Origin of the sequence: Nocardia neocaledoniensis (assembly GCF_003182135.1) — a bacterium.
GTDB classification, from domain to species: domain Bacteria; phylum Actinomycetota; class Actinomycetes; order Mycobacteriales; family Mycobacteriaceae; genus Nocardia; species Nocardia neocaledoniensis.
Genome location: NZ_QGTL01000002.1, coordinates 383,266 through 401,541, shown reverse-complemented (window position 1 = coordinate 401,541; position 18,276 = coordinate 383,266). Strand labels below are relative to the sequence as shown.

Sequence of the window (18,276 nt, the reverse complement as noted above, 5' to 3'; positions counted from 1 at the left end):
CAGCGGTGGCTAGCCCGCTCCGGGGCGCACGATCATGAGGACGACCACCACGGCCCACAGCAGGTTGTAGATACCCGCGAGCATCGAGAGGGTGCGCAGCCGGCTGCCGTCGTCGGGGGTATCGAGCGCCGCGCGCTGGAGCGGATGGATCTGCAGGGCGAGCAGGCCGCCCGCGACGGCGGTGAGGATCATCGCCAGGGTGATCCAGATTTCGTTCATCCGGCCCTGGACCGTGGCCAGGACGATGCCCACCACCGGAACGATGATCGCGAGTTTGGCGTAGTTGCCGGTGATGCGGTGCATCGCCACCGCGACGGCGCCGCTGCGCACGGATTCGGCCTGTTCCGCCCCGGCGAGCACCGGGGCATAGCGCGGGAACAGGCTCGCGGCGACGGCCGAGCCGCCGACGAAGACGATGCCCGCCAGGACATGTACGGACAGCAAGACGTGTTCCACCCGACCTCCAACCTTCAGTGTGGCTGAAGCCTAACTCGAGCTTCAGCCTATTTGAAGGTTGTCTGGGTCACGATTCTACGAATCGCCGGGCTCAGCACCGGTGAAGGCGGCGACGATCGCGGCGCCGACCTGGCGCTGGATGGGGTCGGCGTCGGGGCCGAACAGCTGGGAATCGACCCGGCTCACCACTTTTCGCGCCTCGCCGAGCAGCCGGATGCCCGCGTCGGTGAGTTCGATCGCCGAGGCCGAACCGGCCCGCGCGGTCCGGTCCTGCACCAGGCCCGCGGCGACCAGCGACTTCACCGCGGTGTGCACGCTCTGCACGCTGGTGCCCGACATCCTGGCCAGCTCGCTGAACGACGCGCCCGGCACTCCGTTGATGTGGCCGAGCAGGCCGAGTCTGGCCACCGTGAGTTCCAGCGGCGCCAGCGCCGCCGCCAGTTCCGCCTCGACCCGTCGGCTCAGCGTGATCACCAGGATGGTGGGGCTGATCGCCGGTGGGCCGGGTCGGGTGTTCTCGGTGGTCACCGGAGCATTTTCCCGCACACGCCCGCGCCGGGGCCCACCGGCCGGGGCACGGGTCGCACGCGGAATCAGATTCCCGAGCGGATCATCCCCTTGCAGCGCATGAGGAATTCGGCCAGGTAGCCGTCGTGCGGGACGCCGGGGCGCAGCCAGGTGGTCGGGTTGTCGCCGAGGTAGAGGTTGGTGATCGTCGGTTCGTTCAACAGGGCGTCGACGAGCTCGGCGCGGGTGGTCATGGCCGTGAGCACCAGCGAATCCCGCAGGGGCGCGATGCCGTCCGACGGCCGCCACGGGCCGACCCAGACGCACGGGAAGGCCAGTTCGATGCCCAGTTGGGGCGCGTTCGCCGAGTCGACGAGGTGCACCGTCGGCCGCAGCACCGCGCCGCCGCCGGGCAGTTCGTCGACGATGCTCTGCCCGCCCAGCAGCGGAGTCGCGGTCCCGGCGACCTCGTGCAGGTAGGCGTCGATCGCGGTGACCGTCGGCACCGGCTGCACGGTCAGCAGGGCGTCGGGGTGCTCGGCGGGCAGGCTCGGGATCCGGTCGAGCCGTTCGGCCAGGGCTTCGGCCAGCGGCTCCGGATCGCCTTCGACCAGGATCCCGGTGGTGCAGGTGCAGGCCGTGCCGCCCAGATGGCTCACCGAATCGGCGATCACGTCGAGGTGTTCGCGCCAGTCCACGTCGGCGGTCACCAGGATCTTCGATCGGCCGGGACCCTGGGTGAGCACGCGCGGACTTGCCCCGTACTTGTCGACGACATCCTGCCCGCCGTACACGATCGCGTAGTCGGCCTCGGCGATGATCACATCGGCCGCCGCGTAGTCGGTGGGCAGCAGCACGATCGACTCGGCGGGGAAGCCCGCCGCGCGCAGCGCGCTCACGAGCCGGAACGCGGTGAACGGTTCGCGCGCCGACGGCCGGACGACGACCTTGTACCCCAGCGCCAGCGCCTCGGGCCAGAGCCCGTGCACCGCCGGGGTGTTGCCGGCCGCGTGCACCGCGAAGACATCGCCCTTGCGCACCCACACCGCCGCGCCCGCGCGCGTGCGCTCGTCGGACCATTCGGCGACCGCGCCGCGAGGCATCGCCGATGCGATGGTGTCGCACTGGGATCGGAGCACCTCGGCGACCCACTCGACCGATTGCCGCACCACCTGACGGGGCACGCCGGACACGGTCGAGACGATCCGGACGTACTGCTCGGGATCGAGTCCGCCGATCGTGGCGGTGGTGAACAGCTCGGCCGCCTTGCTCATCAAGGCGAACCGGTCCGCGGCGGGGACCGTCGGCGCGGCACGCATAGCGGCCAGCGCGCGACGCACGTACAGCGCCGGAACCTGGCCGAGCGCACCGACTTCGGTGCCGTCGAGCGCGGTGATCGGGACGCGCTGCCTGGCGCGATACGGACCGGCGGGGCCGAGGGCGTCGATCTCGATCATCAGTACACCCCCTCGATGACGGACTTGTCGGCGAAGGTCGCCACCGGGCGCACATCGGCTACCGCGCAGCCGAGGGCGCCCGGCGCGGGTTCGGCGGACACGGCGGTGTCGCGTTCCAGATTGTTGGGCAGCAGCGCGTATTTGGTGAGGTGGTTCATCACGACCTGGCCGCGTTCGCCGTGCGCGAGGTCGTCACCGGTGGCCGGGTCGACCACGCGGAACGCGATGAACGGGCTCGGGGTGTCGAACACGGCGAGGCCGTCCGCGCGCTCGTCGTCGCGTTCGCGGGACATGCCGAGAATGGTGGTGCTGCCGTACAGACCTTTGAGGGGGATGCCGGGAAAGACCTCCTGGCGCAGGATCTCTCGGGTGTCGGCGTCCATGTGGGCGCCGCTCCAGCACAGGAATTCCACCTGCTCGCGGACGGCGTCGACCAGTTCCGGGCGCCGGGCCAGGCGTTCGAGCAGCGGCGGGGTGGCGATGAGGATGCCCACCGACTGCGTGGTCAGGATCGCGGCGGCCTGGTCGATGAGGTGCTCGGCGTAGCGGTCGGCGCCCTCGGTGTCGCCGGAGCCGATCAGGTGCTTGATCCAGCGCGGGTCGAGGTCGACGGTGAACTTCACCCCCTGGTGCCTGCGGGCGCGGCGAGTGGCGAACTCGCCGAACATGTGTGGGCCGCTCGGCGCGATCGCCAGGGTGTTCATCGGGCCGAGGTCGGCGTAGTGGTGCTCGTCCCAGGACAGCGCGAACTCCATCCACGGCTCGAACATCACGAACCGCTTCGGCGCCCCCGTCGTCCCGCCGCTCTCGAAGATTCCCGCGATCTCCCGATCCGCCCCGGTCAGGCCGCGTGGAACGAGGTCCTCGACGGCGACCGTGCGGAACTCGTCGATCACATTCGGGAACAGCCGCAGATCATCGAAGGTCCGCACGTCCACCCGCGGATCGAAGTCGAGCCCCTCGGCCCGCCGTAGCCAGTACGGACTCCCCGTCTCGGCATCGAAATGCCACCTCATCACCGCCCGGACGTAGTCGTCGGGATCGACGTCGACAGCGTCCAGCTCGAGTATGTCGGACCACATGGCACAGCCTCCGGAGTGCGCAAACAATGGGCGTTTTGCGAGCTTCATCGTTGCGCCGCACCACCTTCCGCAACGCCCGCGCCGACCCACGTCGATCAGACGATAGGAAGGTCTATGCCGAGCCCGGAGATCCGCTCCCGATCGCGGCGATCGTGGTCCGGGCCGCGGGGCATAATGACGGCAGGTTATCGATCGGGCTCGTGGGGGCAGGATGAGGTATCGGCGTTCGGGTTCGGTGGTCTTCCTCTGGGTGCTCGCCGGGGTCTGGTTCGTCGCGTGCGTCGCGGCGAGCATTTCGATAGCGATCGATCCCTCCATCGGGGAGAGCGACCGCGCCGCCACGGCGCTCGGGACGCTGGTCGTCGGACTCCTCCCCGGCGCCGGTGTGCAATGGCATGACAAGGGGCTCGAGCGTCGCTTCGCTCTCATGGCGGTTCGTGCCGCTCCGCCACCGGTGCCGATGCGGCCGCCGGGTCCACGTCCCGAGCCCGTTCGTGCTCCGCAATTGCCGCCCCGGTTGCAACCGGCGTGGAATCGCCTGAGCCAGGCCTGGAATGTGGTGTCCGAACTTCAACGACAGGGCTGGGTCGACGCCGACAGCACCCGTGGGCTGCCCCAGTCGATGGCGCGGCTGCATCAGCTCGGCGTCGCCGATGGTATGACCGACCACCTCGGCGGCCGGCGGTCGAGTTCGGTCGAGCAGCAGATCGGCAGGCTCGCCGATCTGCTCGTCGCGCTCGCCGACGAAGCCGTCGAGCACCAGGCCACGATCGGCGCGGGTGACTTCACTCCGGCCACGCTGGCCGCCGCCGCGCAGCGTCTGGCCGCCGACTCCGCGGCCTATCGAGAACTCATGGAGCTCAGCGGAACTTGGACCGCGCCGCCGAGCTGACGTCAGGCGCGCAGGGCTGGGGCGGTGCGGGGGTGGGTGGTTTCGGGGGTGACGGTGATGAGGTCGCAGACGGCGAGGAGGGGGTCGGGGAAGCCGTCGAGGTGGGAAAGGGTGGGGGTGACCACGGCGGCGGCCTCGGAGGCGGTGACCACGTCGAGGAGGCGGCCGATGGGGTCGACCGTGCGGTCGCTGAAGACGACCGTCTTGGTGAAGCGGTAGCCGAGACGTTCGGCTAGGGAACGGATCTGCGTTTCGTCCCAGGATTGGGCGACACCCGAGATGTCGCGGCGCAGATAACCGATCGCCGGTGGCTTCATGGGGGTAGACGGTACCGGCGCGCAGTGTCCGTTACCGGGTACGTACGTGAACGTGAGGCTGATTCGCAATCTGACTGAGACATGTTTCGGAATTTGGTCCACGGGGAACCCTGCCGTGATCTACTGCTGGCCACGCGGACGCGACAGCGCATCGACGACGGGGTCGAGCGGCGTCCGGGGCCATGTGGGAGACAACGATGGTGGACAGCAGAATGCAGCGGGCGGCCGGTTCGATGGCCGTGTTCGCGGTGGCGGCGGGCTTCGCGGTGGCGGCGATGCCGGGAACGGCCGCGGCCGCACCCGGCTCGATCACCTGGAGCGACGGGAACAGCAAGTTCACCCGCACCGTCTCGAACACCACACCGGTCGTCGGTGACACGATCACCGTGACCACGAAATTCGAGCGGACCGGGATTCCGGTCGAATACATCTACAACATCAAGGATCTGCACCCCGCCTGCCTCACGCCGGTGGCGGGCTCGGCCAGGATGGGCGGTGACGTCGTCACCCTCGACACCTCGTCCTCGGACTGGGTGCGCGCCGAGTTCGGCATCACCAAGTACCCGGTGTATCCGAACATCGAGCCGAAGTCCCAGACCTTCGAGGTGCAGTACAAGGTGGGCGTGAACTGCGCCCGCGACACTCCGCTGCCGACCTCCATGCACTACGGCGGCTCGCTCGGCGACGGCACGTATCAGGGCAAGGGCCCGGCGATCACGGTGTCCAGCGACGCGGTGTCGAACACCGCGCTCGCCGAGGTCACCGGCGCGCAGGTCGGCAAAGCCGTCACGCTGGAGGCGACCGTCACCCCGGCGGGCGCGGGCGGCACGATCCAGTTCAAGGCGGGCGACCAGGTGCTCGGCGACATCCCCGTCGCCGCCAACGGCAAGGCCTCGCTCGTCTGGACGCCCGGCGCGGCCGGCTCGTACACCATCGGCGCGACGTTCTCCGGCCGCAGCGGCGTGGCGAGTTCGTCCACCACCAAGGTGGTCACCGTGGCCGAGGTGCCGACCGAGCCCGAGCCCGGTGGCGGGGACGGCGGTGGCGGCTTCGGTTCGCTCGGCTTCTGAGCACCGCCCCGGCGCGGAAACGGTTGCTAATACGTCTCGTTGGAGATCAACGCGGTGAGCAGCTGACGGATCGCGGCGACGCGCCGTTCCGCGCCGGGGAGCTGGTCCAGGGCGCACTCGGGATCGGCGGGTGGACCCAGGTGGGTGCAGCCGCGCGGACAGTCCTCGATGGCGTCGGCCAGATCGGTGAACGAGGCGATCACGTCGTCGGGCGTGATGTGCGCCAGCCCGAACGAGCGCACGCCGGGCGTGTCGATCACCCAGCCGCCGTCGGGCAGCGGTAGCGCCACCGACTGGGTGGAAGTGTGCTTGCCCTTGCCGACCCCGGACACCTCGCCCACGGCCCGATAGGCATCGGGCACAAGACGATTCACCATCGTCGACTTGCCGACCCCGGAGTGCCCGATGAGGGCGGTGAGCCGGTCGTCGAGCAACTCCCGCACCGGCTCGATCGGATCGTCGATGCCTGCGTAGAGGATCTTCAGGTCCAAACCCTCGAAGGCGGAAGCGAATTCGGATTCCGCGGCCAGATCCCGTTTGGTGAGCACCAGGATCGGCTCCAGCCCGCCGGCGTAGGCGGCCACCATGGCCCGCTCGACGAAGCCGGTGCGCGGCGGCGGATCCGCGAGCGCCACCACGATGAACAACTGCTCGGCGTTGGCGACGACGATCCGCTCGAACGGATCGGTGTCGTCGGCGGTGCGGCGCAGCACCGTCGAGCGGTCGGCGACCCGCACGATCCGGGCGAGCGTGTCGGGTTTGCCCGTCAGATCGCCGACCACGTCGACCTGATCGCCGACCACGATCGGTGTGCGCCCCAGTTCCCTGGCGCGCATGGCGACGATGCGCCGGTCGGCGTCACCGTCGAGCACGCACCCCCAGCGCCCGCGATCCACCGCGACCACCATCGCGGCCTCGGCGTCGCTGTGCTGGGGGCGGGTCTTGGTGCGCGGACGCGAGGCCTTGCCGGGACGGACCCGGACATCGGATTCGTCGTAGCTGGCTGCGGTGCGGCCGCGGCGGCTCAGCGCGCCGCTCCCTCACCCGATAAGGCGGGTGCCAGCATCTGCTCCCACAGGGTGACGAAGGTCGGCAGCGTCTTGGCCGTGGTGCCGATGTCCTCGATCTCCACGCCGGGCACTCGCAGGCCCAGAATCGCGCCCGCGGTGGCCATCCGGTGATCGGCGTAGGAGTGCCACTGTCCGCCGTGCAGTGGGGCGGGCACGATCTCGAGCCCGTCCTCGGTCTCGGTGACGTCGCCGCCGAGCCGGTTGATCTCCGCCGACAGCGCCGCGAGGCGGTCGGTTTCGTGGCCGCGCAGGTGCGCGATGCCGCGCAGGACGGACGGGGAGTCGGCCAGCGCGGCCAGGGCGGCGACCGTGGGGGTGAGCTCGCCGACGTCGTGCAGGTCGATGTCGATGCCTGCCAGGCGCTCCGGGCCGCGCACGGTGAGCACGCCGTCGAAGATGCGGGCCTCGGCGCCCATCCGCACCAGGATCTCGCGGATCACGTCACCGGGCTGGGTGGTGCCGCGCGGCCACATCGGGATGCTCACCTCGCCGCCGGTCACCGCGGCGGCCGCCAGGAACGGGGTGGCGTTGGACAGGTCGGGCTCGATCTCCCAGTCGACCGCGCGGATCGGGCCCGGCTCCACCGTCCAGGTCTGCGCGCTGCGGGAATCGGCGGGGGTGTGCACGCGCACGTCGGCGCGGCGCAGCATCTCCACCGTCATCTCGATGTGCGGCATCGAGGGCAGCTGCTTGCCGTCGTGGTGGACGGTGATGCCCTCGTCGAAGCGCGCCGCGGAGAGCAGCAGGCCCGAGACGAACTGCGAGGACCCGGAGGCGTCGATGGTGACGGCGCCGCCGCGCAGGCTGCCGGTGCCGTGGACGACGAACGGCAGGGCGTCACCGTCGACATCGAGGCCCAGCTTGCGCAGGGCGTCGAGGATGGTGGTCAGCGGGCGGTGCTTGGCCTGCTCGTCACCGAAGAACGCGACGTCACCGGTCGCCAGCGCGGCGGCGGGCGGCAGGAACCGCATGATGGTGCCCGCCAGGCCGCAGTCGACCGCCGCGCTGCGCAGCGGGGCGGGGGTGACCTCGAGGGTCTCGGCGTCCCCGATGATCTCGGTGCCGAGGCTCTGCAGAGCCTTGATCATCAGGTCGGTGTCGCGGCTGCGCAGCGCACCGGTGAGGGTGGACGGGCCATCGGCCAGTGCGGCGAGGATGAGCGCGCGGTTGGTGATGGATTTCGAACCGGGCAGGGTGACGGTCGCGTGGACGGGGACCTCGACGTGGGGCGCTGGCCAGAAACTCACTCGCCCATCTTCGCGCATGTGCGGCCGGGACACACGGGTGGTGGTGAATTCGGCGTGGTCGGCACTTGTCACCGGCTGGTGCGACGATGGCCTCATGTGCGGACGATATGCGACGACCACCAACCCCGGTCGCCTCGCGGCCGACCTCGACGCCATCGACGAGACCGACCTCGACGCGGCTCAGCAGGAGTCCACCGTCAGCTACAACGTGGCGCCGACCACCCAGGTGCTGACCGTGGTGGAACGGCACGAGCACGGCGCCCCGGATGACGATCCGGCCCTGCGCGTGCGGCGGATGCGCTGGGGCCTCATCCCGTCCTGGACCAAGGCGGGGGAGCCGGGCGTCCCCGCCAAGGGCAAGCCGCTGTTCAACGCCCGCGCCGACAAGGCGATCACCGCGCCCTCGTTCCGTGACTCGGCCAAGCACAAGCGGTGCCTGGTGCCGATGGACGGCTGGTACGAGTGGTTGGTCGAGCCGGATCCGACCGCCAAGGGCAAGGCCGTGAAGCGGCCGTTCTACATGTCGCACGCCGACGGATCACGGTTGTACATGGCCGGGCTCTGGTCGGTGTGGCGCGATCGCGAGGTGCCCGACGCCCCGCCGCTGCTCTCGTGCACCATCCTCACCACCGACGCGATCGGCGAGCTGGCCCGCATCCACGACCGGATGCCGCTGCCGATGCCGCGCGAGCACTGGGACGCCTGGCTCGATCCGGACCGGCCCGCCCCGGCCGAGCTGCTGAGCGGCGCCTCGCCTGCCGAGGTGGACGCGATCGTGGCGCGGCCGGTCTCCACGCTGGTCAACAACGTGCGCAACAACGGCCCGGAACTGCTCGAACCCGCCGACACCACGGGCGGCACTCCCGCGCTGTTCTAGTCACCGAAAGCAGAGGGGCCGGACCAGCGGTCGCTGGTCCGGCCCTACTGCTTGGCGTGCTCAGAGCTTGCAGGGCACCGAATCGGTGGCGATGTTCAGTCCGCACTTGATGATTCCGGTGGCCAGGTCGATCAGTTCGGTGGCGACCCCGCCACCGAGCTTCTCCGCCTTCTCGGCCTTCTCGTCCTCCTGGGGCGCGGCCTGCGGGGAGTTCTTCGGGGTGCCCTGCCCGTTGAGCGGGTAGTCGCCGGGCTCGGTCGGCGCCGAGGGCGCGACCGGGGGGACGGCGGTGGCCGGCGCGGCGAAGGCGAGGGCGCCGAAGGTCAGGACGAGAGCACCGGACAGGGTGGCGATCGTCGAACGAGTGGACATTTCTCGCATCACATCCTCGGGTCGAATCGGTCGTACCGGGCGCGGAATGCGTCGCAGTGAATTCGGAACCGGACCACTATCGGATGGCTGCCGCGCCGGTTCAGCTCGTGACGGGCGCCGTCACGGCCCCGGCCGCGCGGACCAGATCGGCGGGGGCGAGCTCGATCTCCAGGCCGCGCTTGCCCGCGCTGCACAGCACTCGGTCCCAGCTCAGCGCCGAGGCGTCGACGACGGTGGGCAGCTTCTTGCGCTGTCCGAGCGGGCTGACCCCGCCGAGGACGTACCCCGTCGTGCGCTCGGCCTTGGTCTTGTCCGCCATCGCGGCCTTCGGCGCCCCGAGCGCCGCCGCGGCCGCCTTCAGCGACAACTTGGCGGGCACCGGCAGCACGGCGACCGCCAGCGCCCCGGTGGAGAGCTCGATCACCAGCGTCTTGAAGATCTGCTCGGCCCGCACGCCCAGCTCCGCGCCGAGGGCGTCCACCGCCTCGTCGCCGAAGGATTCCGCGCGCGGATCGTGGTGGTAGCTGTGCACGCGGTGCGCGATCCCCGCGGCGGCGAGGGCCTTGATCGCCGGAGTCGATGCCATGGGCGTCACAGTAACCACGCGCCGCACCCGGGCGGCAAACAATTTTCGCGCGGCCCGGGAACACGGATCCGGGGGTGCATGTTGCACACGAATGACGAACACCCGCCCGTGACCCGTGAAGGAGAGAGCGTGACACTGCTGCTCGAGGAGCGTCCCAGCTCGCCCGGGGGTGCGCGATTGCCGCTCGATTCCGTGGTGCCGGTAGATTCGGTGACTACGGCGATCGAAGGGATTGGTGTGACGAGCGACGATGACGTGGTGCCTGCCGAGGCATCCGGCTCAGGAGTCGACGAAGCCGAGCTGGCGGCACGGTTCGAGCGCGACGCGCTCCCGATGCTGGACCAGCTCTACGGCGCCGCCCTGCGGATGACCAGGAACCCGGCCGACGCCGAGGACCTGGTGCAGGAGACGTATGTCAAGGCGTTCCAGGGATTCAAGTCCTTCAAAGAGGGCACCAATCTGCGCGCCTGGCTCTACCGCATCCTGACCAACACCTACATCAACTCCTACCGCAAGAAGCAGCGCCAGCCCGCGCAGTACCCGACCGACGAGATCACCGACTGGCAGCTCGCGGCAACCGCCGAGCACTCCTCGACGGGCCTGCGCTCGGCCGAGGTGGAGGCGCTCGACGCCCTGCCCGACGACGAGATCAAGGCCGCGTTGCAGCAGCTGCCGGAGGAGTTCCGGATGGCGGTGTACTACGCCGACGTCGAAGGTTTCCCGTACAAGGAAATCGCCGACATCATGGGCACCCCGATCGGTACCGTGATGTCCCGGCTGCATCGCGGCCGCAAACAACTCAAGGGTTTGCTCGCCGATGTGGCGCGCGAACGTGGATTCGACCGTGGGGAACGCCAGGAGGTAGTCAAGTGAGCGACCCCGATATGGAGATGGACTGCACCGCGGTACTCGCGGACGTCTGGCTCATGCTCGACGGCGAATGCGACCAGGCCACCAGGGACCGGCTCCAGGAGCACATGGACCACTGCAGTCCGTGCATCGAGGCCTACGGCATCGAGGAGAAGATCAAGAGCCTGCTCAGCCGCAAATGCGGTGGTGAGCACGCGCCGGAGGGTCTGCGCGACCGGTTGAAGCTGGAGATCCACCGCTCGATCACGGTCACCAGGATCGAGACCACCGAGGGCTGAGCACTCGGACCGGACACAGAAAAGGGGCACCCGTCCGGGTGCCCCTTTTCCAGCTTCTGAGCGCGGCTCAGGAGTTGGGCCGCTTGCCGTGGTTGGCTGCGTTGCCCTTGCGGCTGCGCTTCTTACGTCCACGCTTACCCATAGGTGGCTCCCTTCTTCGGTCTGATCGACGGCCATTGTTCCACGTGTGGTTGGCTGTAGCTTCGGCGGATACGGCCAGCACCGCACGGCGGGGGCCGAACGACTACCTGAACGGGGTGCCATGTCTGAAGAAGTGCGCGCGGAGATGGTTTCGACCGTGCTCGCTGTCGAGGTCTCGGTGGGCGAGCACGTCACGGTCGATCAGACCCTGGTGCTGCTCGAGTCGATGAAGATGGAGATCCCGGTGCTCACCGAGGTCGAGGGAGATGTCACCTCGATCGACGTCACGCCGGGCCAGGTGCTGCAGGCGGGCGATCTGATCGCCACCATCGCGTAACGGCCCGACGGAAACGAAGCGGTAGATCCAGCGTGGCAACACTGAGCGAGCTCCTGGCCGAACACACCGACCTCCCCGGCATCGCCGTGGATCATCTGCAGCGGGTGGTGGGCGACTGGCAGTTGCTGGCCGACCTCTCGTTCTCGGATCTGCTGCTGTGGGTGGGCGCGGGACCGGTCGCCGACGGCGCCGACGTGGTGTGCGTCGCCCAGATCCGGCCGACCACCGCGCCCACCGTCCACCTCGACGACAAGGTCGACACCACGGCCTCGCGCGCGGACTTCCCGCAGGTCTTCGAGGCCCTGCTCACCGGGAACACGGTGCGCACCGACACCGAGGTCGAGGTGAGCGGGGTCTATCACCCCAGCCCGGTGCACGCGGTCCGCGAGGCCATCCCGGTGCGCTGTGGTGACGACGTGATCGCGGTGCTCAGCCGCGATTCCGATCTGGCGCGCTCGCGGGTCCGCAGCACGCTGGAGACGGCGTACGTGTCCTGCGCCGACGACCTGTGCCAGATGATCGCCGACGGCAGCTTCCCGACGCCGGAGGATCGCGCGGCCACCCATTCCAGTCCGCGCGCCGGCGACGGGTTCATCCGCCTCGACACCGAGGGCATCGTCGTCTACGCCAGCCCGAACGCGCTGTCGGCCTATCACCGGATGGGGATGCAGGCCGATCTCGTCGGCCAGGACCTCGCGGTGACCACCCGCTCGCTGATCACCGATCCGTTCGACGCGCAGGAGGTGGTGGCCGACATCCAGGCCGCGCTGGCCGGGCGCACCGGGCGCCGGATGGAGGTCGAGGCGCGCGGGGCCACCGTGCTGCTGCGCACGCTGGTGATGCGGCCCGGCGGAGAACTGGCCGGGCCCGCGGTGCTGGTCCGCGACGTCACCGAGGTGAAGCGCCGCGACCGCGCACTGCTCAGCAAGGACGCGACGATCCGCGAGATCCACCACCGGGTGAAGAACAACCTGCAGACGGTGGCGGCGCTGCTGCGGCTCCAGGCCCGCCGCACGGAGAATCCGGAGGCGCAGGTCGCGCTCACGGAGTCGGTGCGCCGGGTCACCTCGATCGCGTCGGTGCACGAGATGCTCTCGATGTCGGTGGACGAAGAGGTCGACCTCGACGAGGTCGTCGACCGGCTGCTGCCGATCATGGCCGATGTGGCCACGGTGCACACCGCCAGGATCAAGGTGCGCAGGGCCGGTTCGCTGGGAGTGTTCTCCGCCGAGCGGGCGACGCCGCTGGTGATGGTGCTGACCGAGCTGGTGCAGAACGCCATCGAGCACGCCTTCGACCCGGGCGAGAACGGTACCGTGACGATTCGGTCGGAACGGTCGGCCCGCTGGCTCGACGTGATCATCAGCGACGACGGCCGTGGCCTGCCCGCCGGCTTCAGCCTGGAGAGTTCCGACCGGCTCGGCCTGCAGATCGTGCGGACCCTGGTGACCTCCGAACTCGGCGGCTCGATCGGCCTGCACCCCGGCGCCGACGTGGGCACCGACGCGGTGCTGCGGGTTCCGCTGGGGCGGCGTTCCGCGCGCTGAGAAACGCCGAAAACCGCTGTGGGGCAACAATAAACCCGGCACCGCGAGGTGCCGGGTTCTCACATGCGTTACCGGGCCGGGGCTGCTGGCCCGGCAACGCCTCCTCGTCGACTAGACGGAAGTACGCGTACGGGTGCGCGCGTTGCGCCGCTTGAGCGCGCGACGCTCGTCTTCGCTCATTCCACCCCACACGCCGGCATCCTGTCCGGACTTCAGGGCCCACGACAGGCAATCGGCAGTGACGGGGCAGCGGGCGCAGACCAGCTTGGCATCGGCAATCTGCGCGAGCGCAGGACCACTGTTACCCACCGGGAAGAACAGCTCGGGGTCCTCGTCGCGACAGATGGCCTTGTGGCGCCAGTCCATTCCTCTGCTCCTTTGCACGGGCGCCACAAAGGGCACCGCTGGTTAGTGGATCGTTCACTTGTGCGACTCGAATGTTTCCGCACGGTTGCTTGTGAATGCTTTCACGAACACCGTAGATGTCAATAGGTGTCCGGCGCACCGTGGGGGAGATCACGCTCTAGAGACCCCGTAAGGGGAACCCGCCCGGTCCTTTGTACTCGCGTCTCCCGGTTTTCGCAGCGCAACCGGGAGATTTTTCCGCGTGTCCCGAGCTCAGGACGGTTTCGGCGCCACCACGTCGAGGATGCCGGGCACGGATGTGAAATGCACCATCTTGCGTTTTCCGATGAAGTCGCCATCGATTTGCAGGCCGATCTCACCGTCGGCCTCGACATGCACCGACGGCACGTCGTCGACCCGGAACAGCTTGTCCGACTGGGGATTTCCATTCTCGGCCAGCAACTGCCGAGCAAGCAGCAGCGTGCGGGTGACACTCATCGATCGCATCGCGAACACCCCGAGTCCGCTTTCGAAGGTGGTCCCCGGATTGGTGCGAACCGGACGGTCCTCGAGATAGGTCCACGGGCTCGAATTCGTGACGAAGGCGTAATAGACCGACTCCACCGGATCGTGTCCGTCGACCTCCACGGTGACGCGCGGTTCCTCGCGCCGGGCGCGGAAGAACTGCGCGACGGTGGTGCGCAGATAGCGCGCCGGCGTGGCTTTGCGGCCCTTCGCCCTGGCGACATCGATCGACTCGCACACATCCGCGTCGAGCCCGACGCCGGCGCTGAAGGTGAACCACCGATCGTCGGCGAGGCCGAGACCGATCCGGCGGTCGGCGTCGCGCGCCAGCAGATCGATGAGCTGGTTGGTCGCGGTGACCGGATCGGGCGAGATGCCGAGCGCGCGCGCGAACACGTTCGCCGAGCCACCGGGGATGATGCCGAGGCGCGGTCGCCAGACCTGGTCGTCCCCGACCTGCGGCAGCGGCAGGAAGCCGTTGATGGTCTCGTTGACCGTCCCATCGCCACCGTGCACGACGATCAGGTCCATCTCCTGCGTGGATGCCCACTGGGCGAGCTCGGCCGCGTGGCCGCGATGCTGGGTGTGCGCGACGGTCAGCTGGGTTCGGCTCTCCAGCGCATGGGCGAGCAGATCCCGGGTCGCCGGGGTGGTCGAAGTGGCATTCGGATTGACGATGAGCAGCGTCCGCACGAGTCGAGGGTAATGGGAGATCGTGAACAGACCGCGCGGTGCGGTCGAGCGCTGCGGTGCCGCGCGTGCGCCGAGGGGCGCGTCGTAGGCTTGGCCGTGTGGTGGAGCGCGACGTGACAGACGGTGACCAGCAGTCCGGCGACGGCCCGCGTCCGGGCGGTATCCCGACGGCGATCCGGGTGGCAGGCGCGCTGGTGACCTTCGAGGGCCTGGTCGGCGTGATCACCGCGATCGTGCTCGTCGTGCGGGCGCTCACCGGCCACGACCAGTCCGTGGCCAGCGGCGCGGGCACCGCCATCTGGTTCGGTGTGCTGTTCGGCGGCGTCCTCGCCGCGGGCGTCGGGCTGCTGCGCGGCAAGCGCTGGGGCCGGGCCATCGCGGTCATCGCGCAGGTGCTGCTGTTGCCGGTGGCGTGGTCGTTGCTGACCGACTCGCATCAGCCGCTGTGGGGCACGCTGCTGGCGATCGTGGTGGTCGGTGCGCTCGGCGCGCTGTTCGCGCCCGCGTCGAGCCGGTACATGGCCCAGGACTACGGCGAGATCCCGGACGAGCGGCCCTAGCCCGCCGTCGCCGCGCGCAAGGCCGCGCGGCACAGGTGATCGGCTCTGCGGGTGGTCTCCGGCTGCCGGAAACCCTGGGTGAGGGCGAGCACCTGCGCGCACGCGGTGTCGAGGTCGATGAGATGTCCGACCGAGACGAACAACGGCTTCACCTCGTCGCGGGTGCGCAGCGCGCGGCCGACGACCTCGCCGTCGATCCGGATATCGCTGACATCGCCGCGCCGTGGCCCCGGCGGCTCGTATTCACCCCACACCGATTTGGCCACGCCGATGGTCGGAATTCCGGTCAGCAAACCGATGTGACAGGCCAATCCGAAGCGCCGCGGATGCGCGATTCCCTGCGCGTCGCACACCAGCAGATCCGGTGTGCCGGTGAGTTTCCCCAAAGCCGCGACGGTGGCAGGGAGTTCGCGAAACGCGAGCAGTCCCGGGACATAGGGAAATGTCGAAATTCCCTGTGCCACTGCGGTTTCCACAGTTTCCATCGTCGTGAGGTCGAGTACGACCGCCGCGGTGGCGACGGTGCCGTCCTCGGCATAGGCCGAATCGATGCCCGCCGCTGTCGAGAAACGCGGCGGCGCCGGGTTTTCCGCGCGCACCAGTGGCCGCAGCTCATCCTGTAGTGCGGCCGCCTCCGCCGGGGTGCGCGGCCATTCGTCCGGTACGTCGACGCGCACGCGATTCAGCTCGCGGTCGCGGCCAGCGCGGTGAGTTCGGCGCCGGAGATCCGGTAGCCGATCCACTCGTCCTGCGGTGCGGCACCCAGGGATTCGTAGAACGCGATCGACGGCGTGTTCCAGGTAAGCACCGACCACGACACCCTGCTGTACCCGTGCTCGACCGCCTCCGCCGCCAGCGCCGCCACCAGCGCCCGCCCGAGCCCGGTCCCGCGCGCCTCCGGCCGCACGTACAGGTCCTCCAGATAGATCCCGTGCACACCGTCCCAGGTCGAATAGTTCAGGAACCAGATCGCGCACCCGACCACCACGCCCTCGTGCTCGGCGACATGCGCGAACAACGCGGGCGCCGCCCCGAACAACGCCGTGCGCAGCTGCTCGTCGGTCAGCGTGCACTCGTCCGGCGCCTTCTCGTACTCGGCCAGCTCGTGCACGAGCCCGACCATCGCGGGCACATCGGCGGGTGTAGCGCGGCGAACGCTCATCGGGCTCCCTCGGACGGTTCGGTGCGGGTGGTGAGGTTGTGGGCCCAGATGGTGTGGGCGTCGTGGTCGTAGCCGAGTTCGCTGATCGCGCCGGTGGTCATCGCGAAGCGGCGGCCCTCGGTGACGGCCAGTTCGGCCCAGCGGGCGATGAGGACGCGGGAGAAGTGGCCGTGGCCGACGAGGATCACGTCGCGTTCGGCCAGCATCGGCTCGGCCTTGCCGAGGACCCGGTCGGCGCGGGCGCCGACCTGCTCGGCCGTCTCGCCGCCGGGGGTGGGCGCGGTCCACACGGTCCAGCCGGGGACGGTCTCGCGGATCTGGGCGGTCGTGAGGCCCTCGTAGTCGCCGTAGTTCCACTCGGCCAGGTCGTCGTCGATCTCGGCGTGGCCGAGCCCGGCCAGTTCGGCCGTGTGCCTGGCGCGCAGGCGGGGGCTGCTGAACACGATCGGATCGCGCAGGTCGAGGGAAGCCAGTACCAGCCCGGCCGAGCGGGCCTGGGCCTCGCCGCGCGGGGTCAGCGGCAGATCGGTGTGGCTGGTGTGTCGGCGCTGACTGGACCAGGTGGTTTCGCCGTGGCGCAGCAGGACCACTCGGGCGTCGGGTGTGGACATGAGTCCATCATGGCAGGCGCCGCCTGCTCAGCCGAGCGCGTAGAGCTCACCGCCGCGGCGTTCGAGCACCGTGGTGCCGAGCACGGCGGTGGAGATGGTGCCGCCGTCGTAGTCGTTGCGCTGGACCGGGATCCGGGCGACGGTCGCGCCGCCGGCGGTGTCGACCGCGAGCAGCCCGTCGGGGACGGGAACGAGCAGCCTGCCCGCCATCAGCGCCGGGGTGCCGAGCGCGTCCGGGACGGTCCAGACGGGCTGTAAAGTACTGGCGCTCAACGCGATCAGGCTCTTGCCGGTGAAGACGTAGAGGGCCGAACCCAGCTTGGTGACGGTGGCCCGGTCACTCCACGGCTCGGCCAGCTGGTGCACCGCGATCTCGTTGCCGGTGCCGTCGTGCACGGCGATCCGGGCGGGCTGGCCGAGGCCGGTGGCCGTCGCGGGGGCGGGCGGGTAGTAGACGGCCACCTTGTTGTCCGAGACGGCGAGCACCCGGACCTCGGGGGAGTCGGCGCCCGGCGCGGTGAGCACGCGCGAGCCGTGCTCCTCGGGCTGGGTTGCCTCCTTCGGCGCCGGATTGAGCACGGTGAGCCGGGCGGTCGCGTCGGCGGGGCAGCGTTCCAGCACCGCGAGCCGCGAGGAACTCGACGCGGCCGAGGTGAGCGCGCAGCCGCTGCGGGGCTGGTAGCCCGGATTGATCGGCGCGTCGACGTAGCCGTATTCGAGGGTGCGCACCAGGTCGGAACGCCACATCTCCAGCCGGTCGGTGCCGAGGGCGACCAGGTAGGTGCCGTCGCCGGTGACCCGGACGGCGTCGTCCATGTAGCTGCTGCGGGCTGCCTCGCGCTTGCCGGTGTCGGCCTCGAGCATGGTGGTCTGGCTGCACCCGCGCTGATCGCGATAGGTGGCGATGACGGTGCCGAACTGGGATTCCACCGCGCACAGCGGCATGTCGCGGTGATACCACCACAGCTGCTCACCGCTCACCGGATCGCGCCCGCTCACCGTGCCCGCGTCGCCCGTCACCACCACGTTGGCGGAGGTGAGCGCCCGGCTGCTCGCGGTGTCGGCCGCGTGCCACATCTCGCGCAGCGAGGTGGGCAGCTGCGTCGCCGCGGTGACGGTCGGCGCGGGGGAGTCGGCGGTGACCGAATCGGTCCCCGTGACATCGGCCCGCGCCCACACCACGATCGCCGCCACCACAAGGATGACGGCGATCGCTACTGCGGCAAAGATATCGGCGCGCGTCCGCCGCTCGGGTGCGAGCACGTCAGCGAGAC

At 69.7% G+C, this 18,276-nt stretch carries 24 protein-coding genes; 8 read left to right on the top strand and 16 right to left on the bottom strand.

Annotated features, from left to right (window positions below):
- Positions 1 to 9: 9 nt before the first annotated feature.
- The 4 genes from DFR69_RS06160 to DFR69_RS06145 all read right to left on the bottom strand — a co-directional run bounded on the left by DFR69_RS06160 (position 10) and on the right by DFR69_RS06145 (position 3,502).
- Positions 10 to 456 (bottom strand): hypothetical protein, encoded by a 447-nt coding sequence (locus DFR69_RS06160; RefSeq protein WP_110036458.1) that lies wholly within the window; start codon positions 454 to 456, stop codon positions 10 to 12.
- 75 nt (positions 457 to 531) lie between these two features.
- Positions 532 to 984: a MarR family winged helix-turn-helix transcriptional regulator gene (locus tag DFR69_RS06155; RefSeq protein ID WP_110036457.1), complete on the bottom strand. Its 453-nt coding sequence runs from the start codon at positions 982 to 984 to the stop codon at positions 532 to 534.
- 65 nt (positions 985 to 1,049) lie between these two features.
- A complete protein-coding gene (locus DFR69_RS06150) occupies positions 1,050 to 2,420 on the bottom strand; it encodes an aldehyde dehydrogenase family protein (protein ID WP_110036456.1) in 1,371 nt (456 codons plus the stop codon).
- Positions 2,420 to 3,502: an AMP-binding protein gene (locus DFR69_RS06145; protein WP_110036455.1), complete on the bottom strand. Its 1,083-nt coding sequence runs from the start codon at positions 3,500 to 3,502 to the stop codon at positions 2,420 to 2,422. The genes DFR69_RS06150 and DFR69_RS06145 overlap by 1 nt, the downstream gene beginning before the upstream one ends.
- A 211-nt stretch (positions 3,503 to 3,713) precedes the next feature.
- Between DFR69_RS06145 and DFR69_RS06140 the strand changes: the two genes are divergently transcribed.
- The gene (locus DFR69_RS06140; RefSeq protein WP_110036454.1) at positions 3,714 to 4,394 is read left to right on the top strand and encodes a hypothetical protein; all 681 of its coding nucleotides are present in this window, start codon (positions 3,714 to 3,716) and stop codon (positions 4,392 to 4,394) included.
- Positions 4,395 to 4,396: 2 nt separating this feature from the next.
- Here the strand turns inward: DFR69_RS06140 and DFR69_RS06135 are convergent, their stop codons facing one another.
- Entirely contained in the window at positions 4,397 to 4,711 is a 315-nt protein-coding gene (locus DFR69_RS06135; protein WP_110036453.1) for a hypothetical protein, read from the bottom strand.
- Positions 4,712 to 4,908: 197 nt separating this feature from the next.
- Between DFR69_RS06135 and DFR69_RS06130 the strand changes: the two genes are divergently transcribed.
- Entirely contained in the window at positions 4,909 to 5,781 is an 873-nt protein-coding gene (locus DFR69_RS06130; RefSeq protein ID WP_167456169.1) for an Ig-like domain-containing protein, read from the top strand.
- Positions 5,782 to 5,807: 26 nt separating this feature from the next.
- Here DFR69_RS06130 and rsgA read toward each other — a convergent pair whose 3' ends face one another.
- On the bottom strand, positions 5,808 to 6,809 hold the full coding sequence (gene rsgA / locus DFR69_RS06125) for a ribosome small subunit-dependent GTPase A (RefSeq protein WP_110036451.1): 1,002 nt from the start codon (positions 6,807 to 6,809) through the stop codon (positions 5,808 to 5,810).
- Positions 6,806 to 8,116 (bottom strand): 3-phosphoshikimate 1-carboxyvinyltransferase, encoded by a 1,311-nt coding sequence (gene aroA, locus DFR69_RS06120; RefSeq protein WP_110036848.1) that lies wholly within the window; start codon positions 8,114 to 8,116, stop codon positions 6,806 to 6,808. Before aroA ends, rsgA begins: the two co-directional genes overlap by 4 nt.
- 76 nt (positions 8,117 to 8,192) lie before the next feature.
- On the opposite strand from aroA, the gene DFR69_RS06115 reads away from it, so the two are divergent.
- Entirely contained in the window at positions 8,193 to 8,975 is a 783-nt protein-coding gene (locus DFR69_RS06115; RefSeq protein ID WP_110036450.1) for an SOS response-associated peptidase, read from the top strand.
- A 60-nt stretch (positions 8,976 to 9,035) separates the two neighbouring features.
- Here the strand turns inward: DFR69_RS06115 and DFR69_RS06110 are convergent, their stop codons facing one another.
- Both DFR69_RS06110 and ybaK read right to left on the bottom strand, forming a co-directional pair.
- The gene (locus DFR69_RS06110; RefSeq protein ID WP_110036449.1) at positions 9,036 to 9,347 is read right to left on the bottom strand and encodes a hypothetical protein; all 312 of its coding nucleotides are present in this window, start codon (positions 9,345 to 9,347) and stop codon (positions 9,036 to 9,038) included.
- Between the two features lie 100 nt (positions 9,348 to 9,447).
- On the bottom strand, positions 9,448 to 9,933 hold the full coding sequence (gene ybaK / locus DFR69_RS06105; RefSeq protein WP_110036448.1) for a Cys-tRNA(Pro) deacylase: 486 nt from the start codon (positions 9,931 to 9,933) through the stop codon (positions 9,448 to 9,450).
- A gap of 78 nt (positions 9,934 to 10,011) precedes the next feature.
- On the opposite strand from ybaK, the gene DFR69_RS06100 reads away from it, so the two are divergent.
- Positions 10,012 to 10,806, top strand: coding sequence for a sigma-70 family RNA polymerase sigma factor (locus tag DFR69_RS06100; RefSeq protein ID WP_233000366.1), 795 nt, complete (start codon positions 10,012 to 10,014; stop codon positions 10,804 to 10,806).
- A gap of 11 nt (positions 10,807 to 10,817) precedes the next feature.
- Positions 10,818 to 11,081: a mycothiol system anti-sigma-R factor gene (gene rsrA / locus DFR69_RS06095; RefSeq protein ID WP_110036847.1), complete on the top strand. Its 264-nt coding sequence runs from the start codon at positions 10,818 to 10,820 to the stop codon at positions 11,079 to 11,081.
- 67 nt (positions 11,082 to 11,148) lie between these two features.
- Here rsrA and DFR69_RS35740 read toward each other — a convergent pair whose 3' ends face one another.
- On the bottom strand, positions 11,149 to 11,223 hold the full coding sequence (locus tag DFR69_RS35740) for a 50S ribosomal protein bL37 (protein ID WP_110293457.1): 75 nt from the start codon (positions 11,221 to 11,223) through the stop codon (positions 11,149 to 11,151).
- 120 nt (positions 11,224 to 11,343) lie between these two features.
- Here DFR69_RS35740 and DFR69_RS06090 point away from each other — a divergent pair, with 120 nt between their 5' ends.
- Together DFR69_RS06090 and DFR69_RS06085 are read left to right on the top strand one after the other, a co-directional pair.
- Positions 11,344 to 11,559, top strand: a complete 216-nt coding sequence (locus tag DFR69_RS06090) for a biotin/lipoyl-binding carrier protein (RefSeq protein ID WP_110036446.1) — start codon at positions 11,344 to 11,346, stop codon at positions 11,557 to 11,559.
- Between the two features lie 32 nt (positions 11,560 to 11,591).
- Positions 11,592 to 13,106 carry a sensor histidine kinase gene (locus DFR69_RS06085; RefSeq protein WP_110036445.1) on the top strand — a complete coding sequence of 505 codons (1,515 nt, stop codon included), beginning with the start codon at positions 11,592 to 11,594 and terminating at the stop codon, positions 13,104 to 13,106.
- 111 nt (positions 13,107 to 13,217) lie between these two features.
- Here DFR69_RS06085 and DFR69_RS06080 read toward each other — a convergent pair whose 3' ends face one another.
- Both DFR69_RS06080 and DFR69_RS06075 read right to left on the bottom strand, forming a co-directional pair.
- The gene (locus DFR69_RS06080) at positions 13,218 to 13,472 is read right to left on the bottom strand and encodes a WhiB family transcriptional regulator (RefSeq protein WP_022567051.1); all 255 of its coding nucleotides are present in this window, start codon (positions 13,470 to 13,472) and stop codon (positions 13,218 to 13,220) included.
- A gap of 252 nt (positions 13,473 to 13,724) precedes the next feature.
- Positions 13,725 to 14,669, bottom strand: a complete 945-nt coding sequence (locus DFR69_RS06075) for a diacylglycerol/lipid kinase family protein (RefSeq protein WP_110036444.1) — start codon at positions 14,667 to 14,669, stop codon at positions 13,725 to 13,727.
- Between the two features lie 113 nt (positions 14,670 to 14,782).
- On the opposite strand from DFR69_RS06075, the gene DFR69_RS06070 reads away from it, so the two are divergent.
- Entirely contained in the window at positions 14,783 to 15,229 is a 447-nt protein-coding gene (locus DFR69_RS06070; RefSeq protein ID WP_244198110.1) for a hypothetical protein, read from the top strand.
- Here the strand turns inward: DFR69_RS06070 and DFR69_RS06065 are convergent.
- The 4 genes from DFR69_RS06065 to DFR69_RS06050 are packed head-to-tail and all read right to left on the bottom strand — an operon-like array spanning position 15,226 to position 18,265.
- Positions 15,226 to 15,906, bottom strand: coding sequence for an endonuclease V (locus DFR69_RS06065; RefSeq protein WP_110036443.1), 681 nt, complete (start codon positions 15,904 to 15,906; stop codon positions 15,226 to 15,228). The two genes, DFR69_RS06070 and DFR69_RS06065, sit on opposite strands and share 4 nt — an antisense overlap.
- Positions 15,907 to 15,911: 5 nt before the next feature.
- Positions 15,912 to 16,391: a GNAT family N-acetyltransferase gene (locus tag DFR69_RS06060; RefSeq protein WP_110036442.1), complete on the bottom strand. Its 480-nt coding sequence runs from the start codon at positions 16,389 to 16,391 to the stop codon at positions 15,912 to 15,914.
- On the bottom strand, positions 16,388 to 17,002 hold the full coding sequence (locus DFR69_RS06055) for an acid phosphatase (protein ID WP_110036441.1): 615 nt from the start codon (positions 17,000 to 17,002) through the stop codon (positions 16,388 to 16,390). The genes DFR69_RS06060 and DFR69_RS06055 overlap by 4 nt, the downstream gene beginning before the upstream one ends.
- Before the next feature lie 27 nt (positions 17,003 to 17,029).
- Positions 17,030 to 18,265 carry an Rv3212 family protein gene (locus tag DFR69_RS06050; protein ID WP_110036440.1) on the bottom strand — a complete coding sequence of 412 codons (1,236 nt, stop codon included), beginning with the start codon at positions 18,263 to 18,265 and terminating at the stop codon, positions 17,030 to 17,032.
- Between the last annotated feature and the right edge of the window lie 11 nt (positions 18,266 to 18,276).